A 25,324-nucleotide genomic window follows, 5' to 3' on the forward strand; every position below is an offset into this window, starting at 1 on the left:
TTTCGACCTAACTCAGTCAAGGTCAGTGTCTTACATTCAATCAGTGCCTTAGAGGCCAGCATCAAGCTGTTTAATCGTTTTAGGTGAAGTTCTGGGCAGTATTGGTGTAAAGAATGTTGTAGGATATTGGCTTCGCGCATCTTGTTGTCCAAGTGTAGTTTTTAGCGAAACCATTTGATCATGCAACAAGATGCGCTTCCACCCTAATTTGATGATTTATTTGTAAATCATCAGGGGATTCTTCAGTGCGGAGTGTTGGAAATGAAATTAATAAACCTCTTTATAACGGTGGCTTTCTTACCAAGCTTAGTTTGGGCTGACTCTGGAGCGACAGTCAGCGAACAAGACTTCAAATGCTACATTACATCAAAGAAAAGTGCTGAGATTGCCTTCTATCATTGGAAGAGTAGTGAAATGAATGTGAGAATGGCTAGCCTTGTTGGTACTACTCGCCAATCAAATGATGGATCGAAATATTACATCTATAGTGTTGAGGAGTGTGTCGCATTAAACGCTGAATTTACTAATACTAAGGCGCAAGTTTTGGATAAGTTAACACCTAGATAAACATCTAACATGTATTTTTAAATATTAACAACGAACGATTTAAGGATAATATTATTTTAGGGTAGTGAACGGTAGATTTAGTCTCCCATAGTTTATGTGCAGCTTTTCCCATCTGCGCCCTCTTTTATTAAACCTGAAGTGCTAATGTTGATGCTTTTAGAATTGTCACTTTGCCCATTTGAACAATAGATAATTGATGTTTCAACTGAGACTAAACCATCGGGTGTAAAATCAATTTTTTTATCGGCGGGCCCTGATAGGGAAATTACATCGTGTGTATTGAAACTATCGATCACTTTCAATACATTCTTGGCACCCCCATTGTCAATATATACACTGAACCCCTTATTCCAGTCTGTGCCGCATGGTGATGCCGCGTATGGGCAGACTGTTACTGTTGCGCCATAGTTGACAGCTTGGTTTCTTGCAAAAGCAAACACATCACTAATTTTTCGTATTTCATTAGCGCTGCGTGTCCCTTCGTATAGCGACGTAAGTGATGGAACCCCTATGGCTAGTAGGATTGCTGCTACGGCAATTGTGACCATCAGTTCGACTAAGGTAAATCCTCTTGAAATAATTAACATGTAGCTATCCTCGTTAAAACTTAGCTAAGTATATGCGAGGAGACTCTAATGGTCAGTATCTATTCTATATTTTCAATATACCCAATAAATTGATTTTCTTGCTTTTATATAATTAAATTTAAATAGGGAGTATATATTTAAATTTAATCGCAATTGATATTTTTTGCGGTAGAAAGGCGAACTCTACCCGCCTGATTAACAACGATTGCACGGGAGTTTTTGCTATCAATTGTTCGTGGGCAATACTTGAAAGTACCATTACTTCCAGAAGCTAACCCATCAGGTTGAAATTTTATCGAACTTTTATTGTATGTTAAAAAATCTTTCGAATCGAATTCATCAATGACCTTAATAATTTTATCGTTAGCATCGAAGCTTTCGACTACACCTGTATCAATGAAAATTGTTAATCCCTTTTGCCAATCTTGAGTGCATTTTCCATTTACGAGTGGGCATACTGTGACCCTATAACCATAACTAACAGCTGTATTTCGCGCAAATTGAAGTGTCTGCTGGATAGTTTTAATATTAGTATCAGCTCTTATCTGATCGCTGAGCTCGGTCAAGGAAGGAGCTCCAACTGTTAACAAGATTGTTGAAATCGATATCGTAGTGATAAGTTCTATCAGGCTAAAGCCTTTTCGATGGAAGTTCATAACAGATCCTTGTTATTTTACGCTTGCATCCCGCGAGCGAGTTAGTGCTGGTTAGAATGTAAGTATAAAATCTGAGGCAATATTCATAGTACTTTTTTTAGACTTTTATGTGCTAAAAGCGATTTTATAGAAACTGTGTTTTATGAGTAAAGCACTACATTCACTTCAATATTGACGTAACCCCGTGTAAGCTAGTGTTATTCTGTTTGTTTATGTTATTGCAAGGGATGAGGAATTTTTAATGAAAAAAGTTGAAGCCATTATTAAGCCATTTAAGTTAGATGATGTGCGCGAATCACTTGCAGAAATTGGTATCACTGGGATGACGGTACTGGAGGTTAAGGGTTTTGGTCGTCAGAAAGGGCATACAGAGTTGTATCGTGGTGCCGAATATATGGTGGATTTTCTTCCAAAAGTAAAAATAGAGTTAGTGATCCAAGACGATCTGCTCGACCAAGCAATTGATGTCATTGTTGAAACGGCCCGCACAGGCAAAATTGGTGATGGTAAAATTTTTGTCACTGATGTTGAACGTGTTATCCGTATTCGAACGGGTGAAGAAAACGAAGAAGCGGTATAAACTGCTTACGAACGATTCTAAAGGGCCTAGTGGCCCTTTTTTGTTGCCTAAGCATGTGGAAAAACTAAATAGTACCGCTAGGTTTCTGAAATATCTTTAATGGAAAATAGCCTGTTTTACTCAACTAATGTAGTTATCTCTTATCTGTAACATGGTATAACTTAGCCTCGCAAATGAGTTTTATGAGGTTGTCATTTTGGCTACAAAAAGAATAGTGATCGTGGGTGGTGGTGCTGCTGGTTTAGCGCTTGCATCGAAGTTGGGCCGTAAATGGGGCGGTAGTGATGTCGTCGATGTGTGCTTAATTGATAAAAGTCCTATTCATATATGGAAGCCTAAATTACACGAAGTCGCTGTTGGTGTGATAGATCAATCTATTGAAGGTTTACTCTATCGCGATCATGGACTTAAAAACGGTTATCGCTATATTCGTGGTGAGATAGAGCAGTGTGAGCCGGATGCTAAATCGATTCAGTTAGCCGCAGTCTATAATGATGAAGGTGAGTTGCTCCTAGAGCAGCGACAAATCAATTACGATTTTTTAGTGCTTGCATTGGGTGGAGTTTCTAATAGTTTCAATACATTAGGTGCTGATGAGCATTGTATTTTCTTAGACAGCCTTGAAAATGCTAATTTATTTCATCATAAATTACTCGACGCTTTACTCCAATTAAATGAAACGCAAGAAAGAGTCAGCATTGGTATTGTCGGTGCGGGTGCGACAGGTGTTGAATTGGCAGCAGAGCTTCATCATGTCATTGAGTCTGTTAAAGAGTACGGCTATCTGAATATCGCTAAGCATCATCTTGATGTGCATTTGATTGAAGCGTCCCCCAAAATCCTTCCTCAATTACCAGAGCGTGTAAGCGCTAGGGCTCAGGCTGTTCTTGATCAGATTGGTATACGTTTACATATCGGTGTTCAAGTTAAAGAAGTGACTCGTGATGGTTTCATTACCCAAGATGGCGATGTGATTAAAGCAGGCTTAAAAGTATGGGCAGCCGGTGTCAAAGGGCCAAAAGCATTTCAGCATTTTGCAAAACTGCCGATTACTCCGCGAAATCAGGTAGAAGTTGATGATTGTATGCGAGTGAAAGGTCATCAAGATATCTACGCCCTTGGCGATTGCGCTCTATTGATCCAAAGTTCTGGCCAGCCTGTTCCACCAAGGGCGCAAGCAGCAGCTCAGATGGCTGATACCTTGTTTGATAATATCGTTAATCGATTACAAGGTAAGCCTGAAAAGGCCTTTATTTATAAAGATTACGGCTCATTAGTGTCTTTAAGCCGCTTCTCTGCGGTAGGCAATTTAATGGGGAACCTACGTTCTGGCACTTTCTTTGTTGAAGGCCATATAGCAAGATTGATGTATATCTCTTTGTATCAGAGGCATTTAGCCAGCCTTTATGGTTGGTTTTCGGCAATTGTGTATCGAGTGGCACAAAAGTTATTGAAGTGGCAGCGTCCGAAGCTCAAATTACATTGATTTCTATGTGATTTAGGAGATAGAAAGAGAGCAAATATGCTCTCTTTTTTTATTGTTTAGGAATTGCCGACGAGTCACGAATGATAGGTTCAGGAGTAAAGGTTCTAGAATATATGGCATCTTGCTCGCGACGTTTTGCTATTAATAATTCAGTAGCAACCTGAGCTATTTCTGCGTTTGGCTGATGTACTGTGGTAAGTTTAGGCCAGGTTTGACGTGAGAATGGGCTATCTTCGAAACCGACAATTGATAAATCAACGGGTATGTCTAAACCCGCTAAACGAGCCGCAAAAAGTGCACCAGCGGCAATTTCATCGTTACAAGCAACAATCGCCGTCGGGCGATTTTTTAGTTTGATGAGCTTGTTAGCGCCATCAACACCGGACTCAAATGAGTACTTCCCTTCAATTATGTAGTTTTCATTCAGCTTTAGGTTATTTATTGTTAATGCCTGTTTAAAACCAAGTAATCGCTCTTTGGTGGATTCATGGTGTAAATCTCCGCTTAAAAAAGCGATATGCTTGTGGCCTAAATCAATCAGATGCTGGGTGATTTGAACTGCACCGAATTTATCGTTGACTAAAATAGTCAACCCATTCTGATCGTTGTCCTTTTCTCCCGCAATAATGCGCACATAGTTAGCATCAATTTCAGTGAGTGCTTTGAGTACTTTAGGATCTTCTGACAAGGGAGGTGTCAGTACTAATCCAGCGAGCCTAGAATATTTGACTAGTGCTGTAAGCTCATCACATATGGTCTCTGATTTGGCATTGCAAGGGTGGATGACAAGTTCATAGCCCTTGTCTTTACAGGCTGACAAGATCCCATTTTGCATATCAATAATATAGTAAGCGTTTGGATTATCGTAAATAAAACCAATAGCATAGGATTTAGTTCCTGCTAGATTTCTTGCTGCTAAATTAGGTTGGTAGTTAAGTGCTTTTATCGCCTCGTTCACTTTGTCAACGGTGGCCTGCTTCACTGAAGGTTCGTTATTGGTTACACGGGATACTGTCTTGATAGACACTCCAGCATATTTAGCTACGTCGTTGATAGTGACTTTCATTGATGTAAAAACTCTTTGTCTAAGGTCGCGAGGGGTTAACTGTTCTATGAACCTAAATTCTTTACCAGCAATTTACAAGCTTACATTTTTTATCAGTTTTTTCTGACTTATACATCTTATAGTGCGAGCTTTTGATGTGCTTAGCAATCCTGAATTGTTACAAATTGGCGTTAATTTATCATTGTTGCAATTATGCTGGGAGTTGTAAATTTACGTCATAATATTAAAGCTCATGTTTTATAATGGTTTTTAATAAAACTACTGATTCAAAATTCTGCTTTATGACATTTTTTTGCTTCCATCGTTATTTTGTTGTGGCAAGGCTGTTAATTATTGTGTAATGTTTGCACTAGACATGACAGCGTTGTCATTCCTCAGGGAATGGTTATGAATACTAAAACGATAATAAAGTTATGGAAGGGAAACGAGATGCGACCATCAACCTTTAAGAAAACTGTACTAGCTACAAATATTGCTATCCTACTCGGCAGTGCTGTATCCATTAGCGCTGTTGCTGCAGACGCCGTGGCAACCACCGCAGCATCTGAAAATATTGAAAAAATTGAAGTTCGCGGTATGAGAGCATCAATGAAGGCATCAGTTAACGACAAACGTTTTTCTGATGCTGTAGTGGATGCGGTCACTGCAGAAGATATTGGTAAATTTCCAGATGGAGATGTGGGTGAGTCTTTAGGACGCATTCCTGGTGTCGCGGTTAATCGTCAATTTGGTCAAGGCCAACAAGTATCAATTCGTGGTGCTTCAAGCCAGTTAACCAGTACTCTGCTAAATGGTCATTCTGTGGCTTCAACGGGTTGGTTCGACCAACAAGCTATTGACCGTAGCTTCAATTACAGTCTATTACCACCAGAAATGGTGGGCGGTATTCAAGTTTTCAAATCATCTCAGGCAGATATTGCCGAAGGTGGTATTGGTGGTACTGTAATTGTTAAAACCCGTAACCCATTAGATTTAGATGCAAATTCTGTATTCTTAAGTACAAAGGGGGATTACGGCACTGTATCCGAAGAGATAGATCCACAAACCTCAGGACTTTATAGCTGGAAAACGGAAGATGAAAAATTCGGTTTCTTAGTTGCAGGTTCTTTAGATAAAACTCAATATCAACGCAATGGTATCGAATCTTTACTTGGTTGGGGGGAGATAGTTCCGACCACATTCCAGCAAGACCGAGAGCGTACCGCTGTTAATGCGGCATTCCAATACAGACCAACTGATAATCTTGAGTTTGGTTTGAATTTGATGAGCCTTCAACTTGATGCAAACAATGCTAATACTTCAATTTTCTTATTTCCTACTCAGCAGGGTGAAAATACTTGCCTTAAGAAAAATGCTGCAGGCGTGTGTACATTAGTTGAGCACACAGGTAAAGGTGGATTTGCTTGGGCTCAAACTTGGGCACGTAAAGCGAGTATGTCTTCTGACACAATTGATTTGGATTTTGCATATCAGGCAGATGCTTATAAGTTAGATGGTCGTATTGGTAAGACTAAAGCTGAAGGTGGTACCGATTTAACTTCAAACTATGGTCAGTCTATTGGTAAACCTGAAGATTTCGCGGGTATCTATGATGCTACTGGCGATGTCATTGATATTAACATTGCAAACAACGCATTTGATGCTTCTGATTTTAATGGACAATTAGAAACAGCGGGTTGGGCTCTAAAAAAACAACCTAATACTGATGAAGAGTCCTTTGCGACATTTGACATTACTATTCCTGTTGAGCTAGGTGCTATCACATCATTTAAATCAGGTATTAGTTATGCCGATCATGATGTTACTCAAACTACCGAGGCTGCTCAATCCTCTAATATAGTAGCAAAAGATGCATCAGCTTATTATTCTGGTACTATGTCATCTGGCGCAGGCTTCACCTTACCTAAGCCCATTTTTGATAACATGATTAATGATGCCTATGCTGCTATCGATGGTTTTACTCTCGATAAATCAGGATATGGCACACTGCAAGAAAAGAATTTAGCGCTCTATACTATGGCTACATTCGCTGGTGAAGGCGTTCGTGGTAACTTCGGTTTAAGATATGTGTCTACTGATGTTGAATCTGATTATTATGCGTTCAGCAAAACAGGTACATATGCTGATGGTTTAAGTACTGATAAAGCCAGCTATAACGATGTTTTACCAAGTGTAAATATTGCATTTGACCTTGCAAGTGATTTAATTTTAAGAGCCTCAGCAGCTCAAGTTATTTCACGTCCAAATTATGCCGATTTATTCGCAACCTCTAAGTTACCTGGCTTCAACGATGGTACTCCTGGTAACGAGAAGAAAGTCACCGGTAGCGTAAATTTACAGCCTTTTAAAGCTTCACAAGCAGATGTCAGTTTAGAATGGTACTTCAGTGGAGAAGGTTTATTTGCAGCAACTTACTTTATCAAAGATGTAAGTTCATTTATCTCTACAAGAGAAAAACTGAATCAACAAATAGGAATTGAAGATCCCAACTTAATCACTGCTGGTGGTAGTACATGTGGTGCGGGTATTTACGATTGTTGGACTGTAAGTGAAAATTATAACGCTAATGGTGGCTCAATTGATGGTATCGAACTTCAGTTACAAGATTCATTCGATAGTGGTTTAGGTTACTCAGTTAACTACACCTTTGCAGACGCTTCATCACCAGCTGAAAACTATGCAGACCGTGTTGGAGTATTCTCTGACTCATCCAAACATACTGTAAACTTAGTTGGTTACTACGAAATGGATGATTTCTCAGCTCGGGTAGCTTATAACTGGCGTTCTGAATATATGATGCGTGAATTACCAGGGTTCTATGGTAACCGTGAACATCAAGCGTATGGCACCTTAGATTTAAGTGCTAGCTATAATCTAACAGATTATCTGTCGTTAACTTTTGAAGTGGTTAACTTGCTTGAAGAAGATAGCGTACAAAAAGGTGTATCTCCAGTGGATGCAGAGGGGGTTATTAGTGAATTTAAAGATAATTACCCTGTATGGAGTTTTGATGGTGAAGCCCGTTATAAACTCGGTGTTGCGTTGCGCTTCTAATTTAATTAGTTAGATTAATAAGAGCCTAGCAATTGCTAGGCTTTTTATTAAGCACTAAACTGCGTTAAGTTAAAAGTAATAATATTAAAGGGCTAATGGTTATCCAATATATGACTCAATGTGTTCATGCTTAATTGTAGGATCATGCTATGACTATAAGAAAAGTAGCGATAGTTGGTGGTGGGACATCAGGTTGGTTAGCTGCTAATCATTTAGGACTGGTTTTAAAGAACAATCCAGAACTCTCCATTACGCTCATCGAATCTCTAGATATCCCCATTATTGGTGTTGGTGAGGGGACTGTTCCCTCAATACGTAAATCATTATCAAGCTTTGGTATAAGTGAGTCAGACTTTATTAAATCTTGTGACGTCACTTTTAAACAGTCAATAAAGTTTGTAAATTGGCTCGATCGAGCAAAGCACGGAAACAATAATTTTTATCATCACCTTTTTGATATGCCGAGTCCATTGGGTGAGGATTTGACACCATATTGGTTAACTCATCCAAGAGAGCACTTTGCCGATTTAGTCTCGCCACAGCATGCCGTTTGTGAGGAAAATAAAGGACCTAAGTTTATAACAACTCCGGAGTATGGTGGCGTTATGGGTTATGCTTACCATCTTAATGCCGCAAAGTTTGCTAAGTTATTAGCTAAAAATGCCATTGAACGATTTAATGTTGAACATATTTATGCAACGGTAAATGATATTTCTTTAGAGAAAGATGGTTCTATTTGTTCATTGTTGACAGATAAAGGGGAGTTATTTTTTGATTTATATATTGATTGCAGTGGTTTTGAATCTATTTTGTTAGCAAAAGGATTTGATGTACCATTTATTGATAAATCACACCAACTCTTCATTAATACAGCATTAGTTGCTCAAGTGCCCACACAGGCTTTAGATCAAATTCCGCCATTTACGATTGCAACGGCTCATCAGGCAGGGTGGATTTGGGATATTGCCCTCACACAAAGACGTGGAACTGGTTTTGTCTACTCGACTGATTATATGAGTAATGCTGAAGCTGAAGATACATTTGATCAGTACTTAGGTGGTCAACTTGCCGATCTTTCACATAGAAAAATTGCTATGAAAGTTGGTTATCGTCAGCAGTTTTGGGTAAAAAATTGTGTTGCATTAGGCTTAGCACAGGGATTTTTAGAACCGATTGAAGCGACATCTATTCTACTGACGGACTTTTCTGCACGCTTTCTTGCGGAGCGATTTCCTTCCGATAAAGATGATATTGATTATCTTGCTAAGCGCTTTAATGAAACAGTTTCTCAAGCGTGGGAGAGAGTCGTTGAATTTGCTAAGTTACATTATTGTTTATCCGACAGGTCAGACTCTGCTTTCTGGCGTGATAATCGCACCGATGAAACTATTCCTGAAGGCTTAAAACAACGTCTTAAAATGTGGCAAGATTTTATTCCAATCGCAGAGGATTTTCCTTCAAAGTTTGAAGTGTTCAACAGAGAAAATTATTTATATGTGCTTTACGGTATGAAGTATTCTACTCGACCAACTTATAGCAATGCAGAAGTTGATCAACGCGTTGTTCAACATCTGGCTAAGATGACGTTGTTAAAAAGTAAAATGATAAGTGAGTTGCCAGATCATAGAGAACTACTTGATAAAATCCGTCTCTACGGATTGCAATCTATATAGAGTTGTACGAGTTATATAGAAAAATATTAACAAGGAAAATAAAGATGACAACACATTATGTCCCTTTGAATGATTCTATTCATAGACACTTAAAAGTGAAAAACATTGTTGACTATAAATTTTTTGAAAACATGCACATGTTGCCTCTTCAGGTTCAAGAGTTCATGTCAGCAGCGACGAGCTTTCCTATTATATTTACCAAAAATTCTCAAACAGGTGAATTCTTACCTGTAGCAGTTACATCTTTAAAAGAAAACTCGAACAAATTGATGATAAATGGTAGATGGATTGCTCGTTATTTACCTATTCAAGTTCAATTGTATCCTTTTGGTGCGAGTTATATTGATAATAAAATAATTATTGGAATTGATCTAAATAACTCGTCTGTGTGTGAAAACGGTGAAAATTCTTTGTTTACAGCTGATGGCGATAATACTGCTTATCTCAATACGCTGCTAGAGTTGGCCAGTCTTCAGGCTGACTATCAGGAAATGACAAAACATTTTATTAAGACTTTAATACAGCATGAGCTATTACAGCCTAGAACATTAACAGTAAATGCTCTGGACGGTACTAAGACTAACATTAATGGTATTTATATCGTTGATGAACAAAAAATTCATGAACTAGACGAAAGCGTTATGCTGGATTTTGCAAAACGTGGATTTTATTCTGTGATTTATGCACACCTTTGTTCTCTTAGTTTAATTGATTTAGTTATGGATAAATAATATTTAAAGAATGGTGTCATGCTGTATTGGTGGCATCAAATTATACGATTTATTTATGCTAGTTTTAAATTTAAGTAATGAATATGAATCACTTATAAATTTCTAACTCGCCAACATTACGCTACCCGTCAAAATGATCCAAATGGAGAAAAAGAGTTTTAATACTTTTACTGGGAGAAAGAGTGCTAATTTACGAGCGAGTAATCCTCCGATAATGGCGCCAGGACCTGCGAATAACACTAGCTCAAAGAGGGCATGGCTATTTGTTGAAAAAATATGGATAGGGCTTGCCGACCAGACTGTAATCGCAGAAACAACAACGCCAGTGGCGACCGCCATTTTGGCGCATAGTCCCCTTATCATGAGATAAATGACGACTAATTCACCGACGCCTACCGATAACCAAGCTGTGATAATACCGCCGAAATAGCCAATGAGAGCGAGCCAAAGAAAATCGACCGGCATTATAGAGCGAGTGATTTGTGTGCTACTTTTGCTACTGATAATGATGGCGATACCAAGCACTATCGAGAAAATGCTAAAGCTGGTGTGTAGCGAAGAGGGCGAATTGAGTTGTAGTAATTGGCTACTCCAGAAACCTAAGACAGAAAAGAAGGCAGCAAGTAATGATGCTTTTACAAAACCAGACCATGCATCATCTTCTCGGTGGTGCTTTTTATAATGCAGTGACCATGAAATCGCGCCTGCGGTCATGCCAAAGCATTGGATCATAAATGAAGTCGAGACACTTTGAGACTCACTAAAGTTGAGGCTCGAAAATACCGGAATAAAGATGACTCCACCGCCAGCTCCAGTCGAGTTTGCAAATATCGCTCCTGTGATGCCTAGAAAAACGAAGCGTCCATATTCTTAGATAAGATCAAATAGCGAATGAAAATGGCTCGCCCAAAATAACCAAGTTCCACAGAGTAGCAATACCAAACTGAGGTTTAGGTAATACCGATTTAAGCGCGGAGCAGGCTGGGTATTATTGGGCACAAGTGTGTTAATGGGATTCATTAATAGCTACCGTGATCTTTGTCATGTTATCGCTATGTTATCAATGAAAGACAGCGTTGTCACATAAGCTTGAATAAATAAATTAAACATTTTAAGTATATGAAAAAATAGCATTAATTATGTCTATTCATAAAAAATAACAATAATTGTCAAAAAAATGTAGAAATCCTGTTCTTTCTTGTGTACTTTAATAATGACAACGCTGTCATCTGCTTGTGTGACGCGTTTTTTGTAAGGTCTGCATGAGAGGATGAGGTCTCCTTATCATGTGTTTGGCAGGAGTATTGCTGTCGGGCGGCGATACGTTTGTCTTTGATATTTTGATAGTCTCTCCCCAGAAACTAGCGTGGGCTGGGTACTGTAAGCAGTGCCCAGCCATTTTTTTAGGATGTTTTTACGGTATTACTCAATTGCCTACCTCAGCACTTGAACGTTAGCGGCATAGATAAATAAAACTCACTGGTATAAACCAGATAATAAAAGAGGCTGCAATTTATGGCGATTCATTTAACGGCTGCGATGCGTGTCATTGCAATTGGCATGACGAGTGTCATTGCCTATATCACCGCACTCATCATGACAAGAAGAACGGTTTGCATACCCCTGTTTATAATGGCATTAGCGTTTTTTTCGGCATTTTCCTCTTTTGCTGTATTTGCTACCGACACAGCTATAAACAATTTAGCTGCAAATTCTGATGTGTCTAAATCGTCTGCACAGGTTTCAAAAAAAATCACCACCGCGATACAGCAGGAATGGTTGCTAAAGTTACTTGATGAAGCACTGCGGCGCTCGGATTCGGGTTATCAAGCGCAAGAAATGCCGACTCAAATGAATCAAAAGCGCAAGGTCGAAGAAGCACTCGCTGGGACAGTAGACGTGTTTTGGAGCATGACCTCAAAAGAATTGGAAGAAACTGTGCTTCCCGTGCGCATTCCATTGTTTAAAGGGTTACTCGGTAATCGGCTGCTGATTATCCGTAAATCGGATGAGGCACGATTTGCTAATGTGAAAACCATGGCGGATTTTAGGCAGTTAAAGGCGGGGCAAAATCGTTATTGGCCCGATGCAACGATTTTAGAAGCCAATGGATTACCCGTCGTCACTAGCTATCAGTACACCAATTTATACCCCATGTTAGAAGGCGGGCGTTTCGATTATCTTGCCCTCGGCGCCCAGGAAATTGGCGAAGAACTCGCAAATCACCCCGATCCCGCACTTAAGGTCGATAGCCATATCCTGCTGCAATATCGTTCGCCAGCTTATTTCTTTGTTTCCCCTAAGCGCCCCGAACTTGCTGCGGCCATTTTAGCCGGGCTTGAAAGTATGGTAAGCGACGGCTCTTTTGATGAGATGTTTAATCGCGAGCTTAAAATTGAGCAACTGTATCGTGAGGCTAAGTTTGAACAACGGGTGATTATCCGTCTTGATACACCTGATTTAAGTCCATTAACACCAATAGAACGCACAGAATTATGGTTAGATCTTTTTAGTATGCAAGGTGCAAAATAATGAAAACATTAGCCTTAAAAGTACAGATTGGATTAGCGGCAGCAATTTTTATGATTGTTAGCGTTCTGTTCGGTGCATCTTACTGGTTGGCGAGCGATAAATTGGCTGCCAGTGAAACTGAGTTTGAAGAAAATACCGTCGCCAATTTACAAGTGACCATGGCGCAGCCCATCTTCACCTACGACTATGAACAAATCCAAGCCGTGTTGTCTGTGATGCTTAAATCTGCGCAAATTTATCATATTGTCGTGAGTGACCATCGCGGTAAAGTGTTAGCCGAGAGTCAACAGGCTCAAACAGTGGCCGATGAGTATCTAGTGAAACGTGAAATTCAATTTGCTGATCAAGGTAACCCAACGGGCCAATTGGCTATTCAGTTTTCTATGTTGCCTATTCGCGCTCAGTTGTCAGATTTACTCTTAGGTTATTTCTTGCAGGCTTTGTTAATTCTCGGTGGCAGTTTAATTGTTATCTTCATTATTCTTAAACGTTTAGTGATTAATCCACTTGGGAATGTGGTCCGTGCTATGGAAGAAATTGCCAGCGGTGACGGCGATTTATGCCACAGATTACCCGTTGAGAGTCAGGATGAGATTGGTCAGCTTGCCAAGGCATTTAATGGTTTTGTTGAGCAAATTCACGGCACGATTTCCAGAGTGCACGAAACCTCAGGGCAATTACTGGGCGATGCCAAATCGCTTGGTTCACTGTCGCAAACCAACAATGATCGTGTGCAAACCCAATTAAAAGAAACCGAGGCGGCAGTGACGGCTGTAACTCAGCTGAGCGCCAGTGCCAATGAAGTCGCCATTAATGCGAAACGCACCGCGGATGCGGCGAGTCAGGCCGATAAAGCGGTCGATGACAGCCAGCGGCAGTTCGATTCGGGATTAGACATTACTCGTAAACTGGCATCTGAATTAGCCCGCTCGGCACTGTCTGTTTCACAGTTACAGCAAGAAACGCAAAAGATTGATGAAGTCGTTGTAGTCATCAACAGTATTGCCGAACAAACCAACTTACTGGCGCTTAATGCTGCGATTGAAGCGGCGAGGGCGGGTGAACAAGGGCGCGGTTTTGCTGTGGTTGCCGACGAAGTGCGTACGCTGGCGAGCCGAACCCAACAGGCAACTGGTGAGATCCAGAAGATGATCCAGCAGGTCCAGAGCCGAGTGGCCGAAACAGTCACTGTGATGAAAGCGAGCCAAGCCCTCTCAACTCAGGGCGTTAACCGCTCGGAAGAAATTAAGTTAGTACTCACTAAAGTGACTGATTTAGTCTCAAATATCAGTAATATGAACATCGAAGTTTCCCATGCGGCGCAGGAGCAAACCTGCGTCACCGAAGCGATTTCTCGTACGTTAAATGATCTTGCCAATGTCTCAGGTTCAGCCTCACTCGATAGCGAGCACTTAGCGCACTCGAGCGAGCGACTGTTTCACCAAGGGGAAAGACTGCGGACGTTAGTAACTTCCTTCAGATTGTAGCCATTTCTGGAGCTAGATAAGGATAATCATGAAAAAAACACTCTCAGCAAGCGCCATTTTACTGGCTTTAGGATTAGCGGCCTGTACCGAGGCGCCTGTGACGCCTTCCGCAGCGTCAGCCGATAAGGCTGTGGCTCAAATACTGCAAGTTCAGGACGCATTAACTCAAGCGCAGTTGCAACAACTCGGGGATTCGTTAGTCGTAACTTACCGTGTTGTGACCAATATGCCAGACGATAAGTGCCTAAAAGATAAAGCCGATGGTCGCTGTTTTGTCGCTCAAATTGATTTCGTCCCCAGTATGGATTTAGCCAGCCAAGATTGGGAAATTTATTTAAGCCAAATGCGCCCAGTGCAATCGGTTGAAAGCGGTGAATTGACGATAACGCACGTTAAAGGCGATTTACATCGTATTACGCCAACGGCTGCTTTTAAGGGATTTGTTAAGGGCGAGAAAAAGCAACTGACATTCCGTGGTGAGCCGTGGCAATTGGCTGAAACCGACGCTATGCCAAACTATTACCTCGCAGCAAAAGGATTAGAGCCCGTCATTATCGCCAGCACTCAAGTGGGTAAAGATGCCGAAACGGGTTTAGAGACGCGTCCGTATGTTGAAGGGTTTACGAATTTTAAAACCCAATATCAACGCACTGAAACGGATAAACTCGCGCCAGCCGATGCCGCGCAATTATTTAAAGCTAATCAAAGCGTGAGTGAAGATGCCGCCTTGGCTGTGGATACCATTATCCCAACGCCACAAAAGGTGAAGATCCATTCAACTGATACACCAGTATCCCTTGCTGGTGGTATTAAGCTCGAATATCAGCAAGATAACCCAGAGCAAAAGAGTCAAGTTGCGGCGGCGGTGGCACGTTTAGCTCGCCTGAGTGTGGCTGAATCTGCTAGTGGCATTACGGTGAAATTTGCCAGCCAAAAAGGGGATGAGGGCAGTTATCGCTTAGATATTCAGCCAACTGAAATTGTGATTGCTGCCAATGATGCGGCGGGCTTCTCTTACGGTTTGTCATCACTAGCAAGCCTTGTGGATGTGAATTTGCTGAAAGTGAATTCCATGACCATTGAAGACAGCCCACGTTATCCGTTCCGTGGTATGCACATTGATGTGGCACGTAATTTCCACAGCAAACAATTGTTGCTGGATTTGCTCGACCAAATAGCGGCTTATAAGCTCAATAAACTGCATTTACACATGGCTGACGATGAAGGTTGGCGTTTAGAAATCGACGGGTTACCTGAGCTGACCGACATCGGTAGTAAACGTTGTCATGATCTTGCTGAAAATACCTGTCTGTTACCGCAACTGGGCAGTGGTCCTTTTGCGGGGTCGAGCGTTAATGGTTTCTATACTAAACAAGACTATATCGACATAGTGAAATATGCCGAGGCGCGTCAAATTCAAGTGATCCCATCGATGGATATGCCGGGTCACAGCCGCGCCGCGATTAAAGCGATGGATGCGCGTTTTCGTCGATTACAGGCTGAAGACGTAGAGCTTAAAAACACGGGCAAAGTGCAAGTTGTCCCTGTGCAGGAAACGGCAAATCAAGCTAGCACAGCGGTAAAAGCGTTAGATGCGGGCGCTCGTCAATTGCAAGCTGAAGGGAAAACCACTGCAGCTGAGCAATATTTGTTATCCGATGCAAACGACAAAACGGTTTATTCTTCAGTGCAATATTACGACGACAATACGCTTAACGTGTGTATGGAGTCGACTTATCACTTTGTCGATAAAGTGATTGATGAAATTGCCAAGTTACACCAAGCCGCGGGTCAACCATTGACGCGTTACCACATTGGTGCCGATGAAACGGCGGGAGCTTGGAAACAATCTCCGCAGTGTTTAGCATTTGTCGCCAATAACGATAAAGGCGTTAAGTCGATAGATGACTTAGGCGCTTATTTTATTGAACGAATTTCGACTATGTTAGCGGCAAAAGGCATTGAAGCAGCAGGATGGAGCGATGGTATGAGCCATGTTCGCCCTGAGAATATGCCCGCTAAAGTGCAGTCTAATATTTGGGATGTGATTGCCCACAAAGGTCATTCGCGCGCCAATCAGCAGGCGAATCTCGGCTGGGAAACCATACTTTCTAATCCTGAGGTATTGTACTTTGACTTCCCCTATGAGGCCGATCCTAAAGAGCATGGTTATTACTGGGCGAGCCGCGCGACCAATAGCCATAAAGTCTTTAGCTTTATGCCTGATAATTTAGCCGCTAACGCCGAGCAATGGACCGATATTGAAAATCAGCCATTCGAAGCGGATGACAGAATAAAATTTGATGAGGCGGGTAACAAAGTCTCGGGTCCAAGGGAGAAAGGCAAACCCTTTACTGGCTTGCAAGGGCAGGTTTGGAGTGAGTCGATTCGCAGTGACGATACGATTGAATACATGGTGTTTCCGCGTTTGTTGATGCTGGCTGAGCGTGCTTGGCATCAAGCTGCGTGGGAAGTGCCTTATCAGTATCAAGGCGCTGTGTATAACCAAAGCTCTGGGGCTTTTACCTTAGCCATGCGTGATGCACAGGCAAAGGAGTGGCAACAACTTGCGAATACCTTGGGCCACAAAGAGTTTATCAAGCTAGATAAAGCGGGGATTGATTATCGCGTACCGACGGTCGGCGCCGAGATCCGTGACGGTAAACTGTTTGCCAATATTGCCTATCCCGGCCTTAAACTCGAATACCGTAGCCTCAATGGCCAATGGCAAGCTTATCAAGCGGGATTGGCGGTCACTGCACCAATTGAGATCCGAGCCATTGCGGCCGATGGTATTCGTAAAGGCCGAAGTTTAATCGTTAACTAAATCGTTTTTATATCTGGCTGTATTTTAAAGATAAAATACAGCCTTTTTGTTTTTCTGTGTCAGTGATTGCCTAAATTTGATTTTAGATCATAAATCACTTAAAAACTAAATGACAACGCTGTCATTTTTGCTGTAACATTGAGTTAACTAAAGTTGAGCGCTGTATTAACGGCAAATAATAAGCAACGGTAGCGCTGCATTGATAGGTGAAGAGGGGTGTCATGGGGTTAGTCCAGACAAAAGATCAACAACTGTTTATAGGTGTAGATGGCGGCGGCAGTAAATGTCGAGCCACCATTTACTGCGCAGACGGTACCGTTTTAGGGACAGGTGTTGCTGGACGCGCAAATCCACTGCATGGTCTCACACAAACATTTGAATCCATTGAAGCATCGACTCGCCTGGCGTTGCTGGATGCGGGCATGAACGAGAGCGATAGTCACTTGCTGGTGGCGGGTCTTGGTCTTGCTGGCGTAAATGTCCCTCGGTTATATCAAGACGTGATCAACTGGCAGCATCCTTTTGCAGCCATGTATGTCACTACCGATTTGCATACGGCTTGTATTGGTGCCCACCGTGGTGCCGATGGCGCGGTGATCATCACGGGTACAGGCTCTTGCGGTTATGCCCATGTTGGTGATACCAGTTTGAGTATTGGCGGTTATGGTTTTGCATTAGGTGATAAGGGCAGCGGTGCTTGGCTTGGATTAAAAGCTGCGGAACACGTGCTGTTAGCACTCGATGGCTTTGCCGTACCAACCCGATTAACCGATATGCTGCTGAGCTACTTTAACGTCACCGATGCGCTCGGCATTGTCGAAAATCTAGCCGGTAAATCATCAAGTTGCTATGCCGCATTAGCCAGAAGTGTGCTCGATTGCGCCAGTGAAGGTGACGCGGTCGCGACGGCGATAGTACAAGAGGGCGCAGATTATATTAGCGACATGGCGCGTAAGCTATTTAGCCTAAATCCGGTGCGTTTTTCGATGATCGGTGGCCTTGCAGAGCCTTTACAAGCCTGGCTCGGTGCCGATGTGGTCGCCAAAATTTCAGAAACCTTAGCACCACCCGAACTCGGTGCTATGTATTTTGCTCAGCAAGAATTTAATAAGTCGTTGTCAGTGCAAATAGGCACTGAAGCCAAATCCTGTATTTGAACGTGAAGGTAAAAGACATGACAAACACTATTATGGAACAAGAAGCACGCACTGCACCGCAAAAAATTGCGGGTCAATTAGAAGCTAACGCTGACATCATGCAGCAGTTAGGTGAGAAACTGCGCGCCTTCGCCCCTCGTTTTGTGATGATAGTAGGTCGCGGCTCATCGGATCATGCGGGAGTGTTCGCTAAATATTTATTTGAAATTGAAGCGGGTGTACCGACCTTCGCCGCCGCACCTTCAGTGGCGAGTGTGTATGGTAAAACCTTGAAACTCGAAGGCGCGTTAGTCATTGTGATTTCACAATCTGGCCGTAGCCCTGACATTTTGGCGCAGGCGCGTATGGCAAAAAATGCCGGTGCTTTCTGTGTTGCCTTAGTGAATGATGAAAGTGCACCGATTAAAGATATCGCCGATGTCGTTGTGCCTTTACGTGCAGGTGAAGAAAAAGCCGTTGCTGCGACTAAGAGTTACCTCGCAACGTTGTCGGCGATTTTACAACTCGCCGCCGCCTGGACTCAAAGCGAATCGCTCGCTAGCGCCGTAGCGTCTTTACCCCAAGCGCTGCAAACGGCGGTGGACGCTGAGCCGCAGCTCACGCCAGAATCCGTTGCCGACGTGAAGAACTTAGTCGTACTCGGCCGTGGTTTAGGTTATGCGGTATCTAAGGAAATCGCACTTAAGCTAAAAGAAGTGTGTTCAATCCATGCCGAAGCGTTCAGCAGCGCCGAGTTCCTCCACGGCCCTGTCACTTTAGTTGAGAAAAAACTCACTATCGTCGATGTGTGTATTGGCGATGAATCCTACGCTAGCCATATCGAACAGATTGAAAATGTGAGCCAACGCGGCGCCGATTTAGTGCATCTGAATCAAACCTCGACGGACATTCACCCACGTGTGGCGCCGTTAGCCTTATTACAACGTTTCTATATCGATGTGGCTGCGGTTGCGATTGCCCGCGGTATTGATCCCGATCAACCTGCTGGCCTTAAAAAAGTGACCCAAACGCTCTAAGCCGCCAACGTTTTAAAGGTTTAGGTGCTGCGGATTAGATTTAGCGGACTTTTAGCTGCACGATTAAGCAGCTGCACGATTAAACCTGTTCAGCTAAGCCAGCGCAGTTAATTTAAGACTTAAGTCACTCGTGTTATTTATTGAAAGAGGTTTGCGATGAAAATCACCTTGATCGCCGAGCGTATTTTTGATGGTGAATATTTCCATCAAGATGTGCCTGTGACTGTTGAAGACGGGCACATTCTGGCGTTTGATACGGTTGTTGGCGCGAAGGAAATCCGCCAAGCCGGAACGCTGGTGCCAGGTTTTATTGATGTGCAAGTGAACGGTGGCGGCGGGGCGTTATTCAATGCCGATCCGAGTGTTAATTGCATTGAAACTATCGGCCGTGCCCATGCGCGTTTTGGTACGACAGGTTTTTTACCCACGCTTATCACCGATGATGTCAGCGTGATGGCCAATGCGGCCGATGCTGTGGCCGAGGCTTTAGTCAAAGGTAGCGCTGGCGTTTTAGGGGTGCATTTTGAAGGACCACATTTATCTGTGCCTAAAAAAGGTGTACATCCGCAGGGTTTTATTCGCGAAATCACCGATGCTGAACTCGCGGTATTTTGTCGTCAAGATCTGGGGATTAAAGTGGTCACACTTGCGCCTGAGAATGTGTCGCCAGAGGTGATCCGCACGCTTGTCGCCTCGGGCGTGAAGGTGTGTTTGGGTCATTCTAATGCCGACTACGATACTGTGGTTGCGGCATTAGCGGCAGGCGCGACGGGCTTTACCCATCTTTATAATGCGATGTCTCCTCTGGGCTCCCGTGAGCCAGGCATGGTTGGCGCGGCGATTGAGAGTGAAACCGCTTGGTGTGGTTTGATTGTTGATGGTCACCATGTGCATCCCGCTGCGGCAAAGGTTGCACTAAGGGCAAAACCGAGAGGTAAAATGATGTTAGTCACTGATGCTATGCCGCCTGTCGGTATGGACGATGAGACTAGCTTCGAGCTTTTTGGTACTCGAGTGCTGAGAGTCGGCGACAGATTAAATGCCGTGACAGGTGAGCTGGCGGGTTGTGTGCTCGATATGGCGACTGCGGTCAATAATACCGTCAACTTGTTGGGTTTACCTTTGGCGGAAGCCTTGAGAATGGCGGCGTTATATCCCGCGCAGTTCCTCGGGATTGACCATAAGGCTGGCCGTTTAGCACTGGGACATAGGGCTGACTTTGTCTTGCTCGATGCGCAGAACAAAGTGCAGGCAAACTACATTGCGGGACGAGCCGTCTATTCAGGACAGACAATAGGGGGACACCCTTAAATTGCTTTCGTAGTTGAGGTGATGTGTAACAATTGGCCCTTGTCGTATTTTGATGACAGGGGCTAAGTTTTTTTATTGTACAGCACTAATTTTATTCAGTATTAGTTTTGTACCGTATTAGTTTTGCTCAACTTTTATAAAAACTTTTAATAACAATAATAAAGGATGATGGCATGGGGACGACACAGACAAACGCAATTGCGCCAGTAAAGGTGAATAAACCTAGGTTGATGTCGCTGGATGCACTGCGCGGCTTCGATATGTTTTGGATTTTGGGCGGTGAGGCTCTGTTTGGTGGCTTGCTTATTTTAACGGGCTGGGCAGGTTGGCAATGGGGCGATGAACAAATGCACCATAGCCAATGGCATGGTTTTCACTTCTACGATTTGATTTTTCCGCTGTTTATTTTCCTCTCTGGTGTGGCCTTAGGTTTATCTCCCAAACGTTTAGATAAATTACTGATGAAGGATCGATTACCTGTGTATCGGCATGGGATTAAACGACTCTTTTTATTGCTGCTACTGGGCATTTTATACAATCACGGTTGGGGTACGGGCGCGCCTGCCGATCCTGAAAAAATTCGCTATGCCAGTGTGTTAGGCCGAATCGCCTTTGCATGGTTCTTTGCCGCATTACTGGTGTGGCATACGAGTCTACGAACGCAAGTTATTGTCGCCTTGGGCATTTTACTCGGTTATGGCGCAATGCAACTTTGGTTGCCTTTCTCAGGTGGACAGGCGGGCGTGCTCTCGCCAACGGAATCCATCAATGCCTATGTCGATTCAATTTTACTACCCGGCATAAGCTATCAGGGGCGCACGCCCGATCCTGAAGGTTTACTGTCGACCATCCCCGCCATAGTCAATGCGTTAGCGGGTGTGTTTGTCGGCCACTTTATTGTTAAATTCCATCCTAAAGGTGAGTGGGTCAAAGTGGGATTACTCGCCGCAGCGGGTGGTGCTTGCTTAGCCTTAGGTTGGCTGTTGGATCTTATTATTCCGGTCAATAAAGATCTGTGGACCAGTTCATTTGTGCTGGTGACGTCGGGCTGGAGCATGATCCTGCTGGCGGTATTCTATGCATTAGTCGATGTGCTTAAGTGGCAAAAAACCGCATTTTTCTTTGTGGTGATTGGCACCAACGCCATCATTATTTACCTAGCGTCGAGTTTAGTGGATTGGAAATATGTCGCCCAAAGCGTGTTTGGCGGCTTAGTGATGGCCTTGCCTGAAAGCGCTCAAGCGTTAGCTGCAGTTATCAGCTTACTTGCGGTGCAGTGGCTGGTGTTATATTGGATGTATCGCCGCAATATTTTTGTCAGAATTTAATCTGTTCGCTTAATTGCTTGAGCCGCACGCACTCAGTGTCTGCGGCTTTTTTTACATTATTTTCTGGATGTGAGTCATCACTTACTTATACCCATCGTATTAAATATCTGTTCATTCAGCGGGAGTTCAACGCGCTTTAGACAAGGCGAAGGCTTGAAAGCATAGTGGTGCTCTGTCGAAAACCTTAAACGCAGTATAAAGCGCGTTGCCATGTAGTGAACATCAGCCGCCCTTCGGGAGCCACACAGGCATCCCACTCCGGTGTTGCATTGACTTAAAAGGGAATAACCATTTCAGCGTCAATGCGCCTTGGATTGAGATGCCTGTGAGGCTCTGAACTGATTAGATATTTATGTGATTGGTATTTCTACTAGTTGTCGGCTAATTAATGATTACGAGGGAATATTCGCGAGAATTTATTAAATGACAGCGTTGTCTTTTTGTGTTATTTGTTTTAACATCACTGAAACAATGGTGCGTTTGGATGATAACATTAGCCATTGCGGACGAGTCGCGATACGGATATTCGGGAACTTAGGCATTAATTTAAACCCCGTTATCACCTAAATAATTAATTACTATAAGAAGCAGGTTTATGGAAATGACACTCGATAAAAGCCAGCAGAAAAGCAGCTTTCTCCCCATGGCCATAGTGGCCGCTCTCTTTTTCATCCTCGGATTCGCCACTTGGTTGAATGGTTCTTTGATGCCTTATTTGAAACAAATATTGCAACTCAATCCCTTTCAAGCGTCGTTGATCCTGTTTTCTTTTTACATTGCCGTGACCTTTACTGCCTTGCCATCCGCTTGGCTTATTCGCAAAGTCGGCTATAAGAATGGTATGGCGATAGGCATGGGCGTGATGATGTTGGCGGGCTTACTGTTTATCCCTGCTGCGGAAACACAAATATTTGCCCTATTCCTTTTCGCCCAATTAGTGATGGGCGCAGGCCAAACCCTATTACAAACTGCGGTTAACCCTTATGTGGTGCGTTTGGGGCCTGAAGAATCTGCGGCCGCCCGTGTCAGTGTGATGGGTATTTTGAATAAAGGTGCGGGTGTGATTGCGCCTTTGGTGTTTTCGGCGTTGATTTTAGACAGCTTTAAAGACCGTATTGGTACTGAGCTAACTCAAGTACAAATTGAAGAAATGGCTGACGGTTTAGTATTCCCCTATTTAGGCATGGCCATTTTTATCGGTATTTTAGCGCTCGCGGTAAAAAAATCACCTTTGCCAGAGTTGTTGAATGAAGATGAAGCTGCTGAAAATACTGATAAAGGGCAACTTAAAGCGGCATTATCTCACCCTAACTTAGCGTTTGGCGTGTTAGCGCTGTTTGTTTATGTTGCTGTAGAGGTTATTGCTGGCGATACCATTGGTACATTTGCTTTGTCTTTAGGCATAGAGTCATACGGTGTTATGACTTCCTATACTATGGTGTGTATGGTGTTGGGTTATTCTTTAGGTATCCTGTTAATTCCTCGTTTTATTTCACAGCCTAAGGCTTTGATGGTGTCGGCTATTCTGGGTTTGTTACTGACATGCGGTATTTTGTTTGGCGACAATAATTCCTACGCTATTGCTAATGTTTTGTTAGTGCCTTTTGGCGGTGTGGCGCTGCCCGATACTTTGTTGATGATTGCTTTTCTTGGTTTAGCTAATGCGATTGTTTGGCCTGCGGTGTGGCCGCTAGCTTTGTCTGGTATGGGTAAATTGACCAGTACAGGTTCTGCGCTTCTCATCATGGGGATTGCAGGTGGCGCCTTTGGTCCAGTGTCTTGGGGGTTAATGAGCTCAGCGACAGATATGGGCATGCAGGGTGGTTATATTGTGATGTTGCCATGCTACTTGTTCATCCTTTTCTACGCGGTGAAAGGCCATAAAATGCGTAGTTGGTAGTCAAGTCTGTTTGAACAGCTAAAAAGAAGCCCTCGATGATGAGGGCTTTTTTGTGTCTTAGTTAATCTAACCTAAGGCGAAATTAAAATGCGTAACTTACGCTAGCAAGTACGGTATCTGAGTTTTTGAATGCACCATCAGAGACTTTTTGGTCACCGCTGAGATCTGTGCCTAACCAAGCGAGAGAAAGCCCAAAGCCTGCCAATTCAGTCGATACACCAATGGAGTAATCTGAGTAGCTATCAAAACCTTCACCGTCATCTAATGCATCACCAACGTTATAGCCGTAGTGCAGATCGAGACTCCAGTTTTCAACAAATTCATGGGAATAGTTAAGCTCGGCATAGTGATAGTCTAAATCAGTACCACCGTAATCATTGGTAAACCAATAGGCTAGGCGAAAGCCCTTAAATTCCATACCCGTAATCACTTCGAAATAACCTATATCACTCTCGCCTGAGTAGTTATAACGGTTAAGGGTGATGTCGTAGGTCAGAGCTTCGTTGATCTCACCACCATAGGCGACATAGAAATCGTATTCGATCGCTGGGCCGTTATAACCTGGCTCATCAAAGTCCACGTTACTTGCCCAAGCCCCGACAGAGAAACCCGAATCGAAGCTCCAATCGATACCACCTTGCAGGGCAGGATCGCCAGCGGTTTGTGATACGCCGCGAAAACGATAGTCATTAGTAAGACTAATTTCCCCAGTCACTTCGGCGGCGACCATGCCGGAGAATAGGGTCGTGGTTAGCGCGAGTCCGACAAGCTGTACCAGCCGTTTTTTTTTCAGATTATTATGCACGGTATTTCTCCCATTTTCTTTGTTGACTCGGACGTGTTACTGGCGACCATGGTTATTCAATCGCGCCAGTGCATCCGTTGGTTTGCCAAACAACAGCCTAGGAAAACCCGTTGCTGTGACCTCATGGCGAGTTATTGCTAAGATAACTTAGCTTTTTTGAGGCTAACATCAGCCTCGTCGATCTCACTTTTGTTCGAAAATGACGTAAACCTTGCGGCAGGGCTCCACGACTTCCCAAGTGCCTTGAAAACCCGCGGGTATGATAAACCTGTCACCCACAGTGAACGTCTGCGATTGACCTTGAAGATCTGTGATAACACTCATCCCTTCGAGGATTTCGCAGTACTCGTATTCAGTGTAGTTTATTTTCCAAGCGCCTGATTCACTTTGCCAAATTCCACTGTGAAATTGATCACAAGGGCTAGAATAATGATTCTCTAGCCCTTGAGTTGGATTGCCTACTAACAACTTTTCCACCGGTAACTGATAGGTTTCGACGGGTGTTTGCGCCGTAGCAAAGCGAATAATGGCGTTGATACTCACAGTCATTTGCGATTTCCT

General features: G+C 43.2%; 19 protein-coding genes and 2 pseudogenes. 14 read left to right on the top strand and 7 right to left on the bottom strand.

Translation table 11 applies throughout. The annotated features are described in order from the left end of the window. Window positions 1-140: pseudogene (locus L5M17_RS05900) on the bottom strand (IS4 family transposase); the annotation flags it as partial. A 121-nt stretch (window positions 141-261) separates the two neighbouring features. Here L5M17_RS05900 and L5M17_RS05905 point away from each other — a divergent pair. Next, window positions 262-567 carry a TapY2 family type IVa secretion system protein gene (locus tag L5M17_RS05905; RefSeq protein ID WP_113941310.1) on the top strand — a complete coding sequence of 102 codons (306 nt, stop codon included), beginning with the start codon at window positions 262-264 and terminating at the stop codon, window positions 565-567. Window positions 568-659: 92 nt separating this feature from the next. Here the strand turns inward: L5M17_RS05905 and L5M17_RS05910 are convergent, their stop codons facing one another. Further along, the gene (locus tag L5M17_RS05910) at window positions 660-1,154 is read right to left on the bottom strand and encodes a GspH/FimT family pseudopilin (RefSeq protein WP_028760913.1); all 495 of its coding nucleotides are present in this window, start codon (window positions 1,152-1,154) and stop codon (window positions 660-662) included. Between the two features lie 143 nt (window positions 1,155-1,297). Further along, the gene (locus L5M17_RS05915; RefSeq protein ID WP_105249932.1) at window positions 1,298-1,810 is read right to left on the bottom strand and encodes a GspH/FimT family pseudopilin; all 513 of its coding nucleotides are present in this window, start codon (window positions 1,808-1,810) and stop codon (window positions 1,298-1,300) included. A gap of 241 nt (window positions 1,811-2,051) precedes the next feature. Between L5M17_RS05915 and glnB the strand changes: the two genes are divergently transcribed. Both glnB and L5M17_RS05925 read left to right on the top strand, forming a co-directional pair. Continuing rightward, window positions 2,052-2,390 (top strand): nitrogen regulatory protein P-II, encoded by a 339-nt coding sequence (gene glnB / locus L5M17_RS05920; protein WP_028760911.1) that lies wholly within the window; start codon window positions 2,052-2,054, stop codon window positions 2,388-2,390. 196 nt (window positions 2,391-2,586) lie between these two features. Further along, window positions 2,587-3,876, top strand: coding sequence for an NAD(P)/FAD-dependent oxidoreductase (locus tag L5M17_RS05925; protein ID WP_105249931.1), 1,290 nt, complete (start codon window positions 2,587-2,589; stop codon window positions 3,874-3,876). Between the two features lie 49 nt (window positions 3,877-3,925). On the opposite strand, the gene L5M17_RS05930 is transcribed toward L5M17_RS05925, so the two are convergent. Continuing rightward, window positions 3,926-4,942, bottom strand: coding sequence for a LacI family DNA-binding transcriptional regulator (locus L5M17_RS05930; protein WP_131525952.1), 1,017 nt, complete (start codon window positions 4,940-4,942; stop codon window positions 3,926-3,928). 429 nt (window positions 4,943-5,371) lie between these two features. Here L5M17_RS05930 and L5M17_RS05935 point away from each other — a divergent pair, with 429 nt between their 5' ends. The 3 genes from L5M17_RS05935 (at window position 5,372) to L5M17_RS05945 (ending at window position 10,400) form a co-directional block, all read left to right on the top strand. Next, window positions 5,372-7,996, top strand: coding sequence for a TonB-dependent receptor (locus L5M17_RS05935; RefSeq protein WP_263146137.1), 2,625 nt, complete (start codon window positions 5,372-5,374; stop codon window positions 7,994-7,996). Between the two features lie 149 nt (window positions 7,997-8,145). Next, the gene (locus L5M17_RS05940) at window positions 8,146-9,669 is read left to right on the top strand and encodes a tryptophan halogenase family protein (RefSeq protein ID WP_105249928.1); all 1,524 of its coding nucleotides are present in this window, start codon (window positions 8,146-8,148) and stop codon (window positions 9,667-9,669) included. A 44-nt stretch (window positions 9,670-9,713) separates the two neighbouring features. Continuing rightward, window positions 9,714-10,400, top strand: a complete 687-nt coding sequence (locus tag L5M17_RS05945; RefSeq protein WP_105249927.1) for a SapC family protein — start codon at window positions 9,714-9,716, stop codon at window positions 10,398-10,400. Between the two features lie 102 nt (window positions 10,401-10,502). Here the strand turns inward: L5M17_RS05945 and L5M17_RS05950 are convergent. Then, a pseudogene (locus L5M17_RS05950) lies at window positions 10,503-11,420 on the bottom strand (sulfite exporter TauE/SafE family protein). A 495-nt stretch (window positions 11,421-11,915) separates the two neighbouring features. Here L5M17_RS05950 and L5M17_RS05955 point away from each other — a divergent pair. From L5M17_RS05955 to nagP, 8 genes are all read left to right on the top strand, one after another. After that, complete coding sequence (locus tag L5M17_RS05955) at window positions 11,916-12,932, top strand: substrate-binding periplasmic protein (RefSeq protein WP_263145965.1); 1,017 nt, start codon at window positions 11,916-11,918, stop codon at window positions 12,930-12,932. Then, a complete protein-coding gene (locus L5M17_RS05960; RefSeq protein WP_263145966.1) occupies window positions 12,932-14,419 on the top strand; it encodes a methyl-accepting chemotaxis protein in 1,488 nt (495 codons plus the stop codon). Before L5M17_RS05955 ends, L5M17_RS05960 begins: the two co-directional genes overlap by 1 nt. Window positions 14,420-14,447: 28 nt before the next feature. Beyond that, on the top strand, window positions 14,448-17,246 hold the full coding sequence (locus tag L5M17_RS05965; RefSeq protein WP_263145968.1) for a family 20 glycosylhydrolase: 2,799 nt from the start codon (window positions 14,448-14,450) through the stop codon (window positions 17,244-17,246). Between the two features lie 221 nt (window positions 17,247-17,467). Then, window positions 17,468-18,403 (top strand): N-acetylglucosamine kinase, encoded by a 936-nt coding sequence (nagK, locus tag L5M17_RS05970; protein WP_006080664.1) that lies wholly within the window; start codon window positions 17,468-17,470, stop codon window positions 18,401-18,403. Window positions 18,404-18,420: 17 nt separating this feature from the next. Continuing rightward, window positions 18,421-19,419 carry a glucosamine-6-phosphate deaminase NagB-II gene (gene nagB-II / locus L5M17_RS05975; protein ID WP_219252032.1) on the top strand — a complete coding sequence of 333 codons (999 nt, stop codon included), beginning with the start codon at window positions 18,421-18,423 and terminating at the stop codon, window positions 19,417-19,419. Between the two features lie 156 nt (window positions 19,420-19,575). Further along, entirely contained in the window at window positions 19,576-20,730 is a 1,155-nt protein-coding gene (nagA, locus tag L5M17_RS05980; RefSeq protein WP_263145970.1) for an N-acetylglucosamine-6-phosphate deacetylase, read from the top strand. Between the two features lie 173 nt (window positions 20,731-20,903). Continuing rightward, the gene (nagX, locus tag L5M17_RS05985) at window positions 20,904-22,058 is read left to right on the top strand and encodes a transmembrane glucosamine N-acetyltransferase NagX (RefSeq protein ID WP_263145972.1); all 1,155 of its coding nucleotides are present in this window, start codon (window positions 20,904-20,906) and stop codon (window positions 22,056-22,058) included. 601 nt (window positions 22,059-22,659) lie between these two features. Next, window positions 22,660-23,958 carry an N-acetylglucosamine MFS transporter NagP gene (gene nagP / locus L5M17_RS05990; RefSeq protein ID WP_105252977.1) on the top strand — a complete coding sequence of 433 codons (1,299 nt, stop codon included), beginning with the start codon at window positions 22,660-22,662 and terminating at the stop codon, window positions 23,956-23,958. Window positions 23,959-24,040: 82 nt separating this feature from the next. Here nagP and L5M17_RS05995 read toward each other — a convergent pair whose 3' ends face one another. Beyond that, window positions 24,041-24,763 carry a TorF family putative porin gene (locus L5M17_RS05995; RefSeq protein WP_263145975.1) on the bottom strand — a complete coding sequence of 241 codons (723 nt, stop codon included), beginning with the start codon at window positions 24,761-24,763 and terminating at the stop codon, window positions 24,041-24,043. Between the two features lie 183 nt (window positions 24,764-24,946). Further along, the gene (locus L5M17_RS06000) at window positions 24,947-25,312 is read right to left on the bottom strand and encodes a cupin domain-containing protein (RefSeq protein WP_263145978.1); all 366 of its coding nucleotides are present in this window, start codon (window positions 25,310-25,312) and stop codon (window positions 24,947-24,949) included. Window positions 25,313-25,324 lie beyond the last annotated feature (12 nt).

It is taken from the genome of Shewanella sp. SW24, assembly GCF_025653395.1.
Taxonomy (GTDB): Bacteria; Pseudomonadota; Gammaproteobacteria; order Enterobacterales; family Shewanellaceae; genus Shewanella; species Shewanella oncorhynchi.

Coding starts and splice junctions, on each gene's coding strand:
- nagP (WP_105252977.1), top strand. CDS start 22,660: ATGACACTCGATAAAAGCCAGCAGAAAAGCAGCTTTCTCCCCATGGCC.
- nagX (WP_263145972.1), top strand. CDS start 20,904: ATGGGGACGACACAGACAAACGCAATTGCGCCAGTAAAGGTGAATAAA.
- L5M17_RS05905 (WP_113941310.1), top strand. CDS start 262: ATGAAATTAATAAACCTCTTTATAACGGTGGCTTTCTTACCAAGCTTA.
- glnB (WP_028760911.1), top strand. CDS start 2,052: ATGAAAAAAGTTGAAGCCATTATTAAGCCATTTAAGTTAGATGATGTG.
- nagK (WP_006080664.1), top strand. CDS start 17,468: ATGGGGTTAGTCCAGACAAAAGATCAACAACTGTTTATAGGTGTAGAT.
- nagA (WP_263145970.1), top strand. CDS start 19,576: ATGAAAATCACCTTGATCGCCGAGCGTATTTTTGATGGTGAATATTTC.
- L5M17_RS05935 (WP_263146137.1), top strand. CDS start 5,372: ATGCGACCATCAACCTTTAAGAAAACTGTACTAGCTACAAATATTGCT.
- nagB-II (WP_219252032.1), top strand. CDS start 18,421: ATGACAAACACTATTATGGAACAAGAAGCACGCACTGCACCGCAAAAA.
- L5M17_RS05960 (WP_263145966.1), top strand. CDS start 12,932: ATGAAAACATTAGCCTTAAAAGTACAGATTGGATTAGCGGCAGCAATT.
- L5M17_RS05945 (WP_105249927.1), top strand. CDS start 9,714: ATGACAACACATTATGTCCCTTTGAATGATTCTATTCATAGACACTTA.
- L5M17_RS05965 (WP_263145968.1), top strand. CDS start 14,448: ATGAAAAAAACACTCTCAGCAAGCGCCATTTTACTGGCTTTAGGATTA.
- L5M17_RS05955 (WP_263145965.1), top strand. CDS start 11,916: ATGGCGATTCATTTAACGGCTGCGATGCGTGTCATTGCAATTGGCATG.
- L5M17_RS06000 (WP_263145978.1), bottom strand. CDS start 25,312: ATGACTGTGAGTATCAACGCCATTATTCGCTTTGCTACGGCGCAAACA.
- L5M17_RS05915 (WP_105249932.1), bottom strand. CDS start 1,810: ATGAACTTCCATCGAAAAGGCTTTAGCCTGATAGAACTTATCACTACG.
- L5M17_RS05910 (WP_028760913.1), bottom strand. CDS start 1,154: ATGTTAATTATTTCAAGAGGATTTACCTTAGTCGAACTGATGGTCACA.
- L5M17_RS05940 (WP_105249928.1), top strand. CDS start 8,146: ATGACTATAAGAAAAGTAGCGATAGTTGGTGGTGGGACATCAGGTTGG.
- L5M17_RS05930 (WP_131525952.1), bottom strand. CDS start 4,942: ATGAAAGTCACTATCAACGACGTAGCTAAATATGCTGGAGTGTCTATC.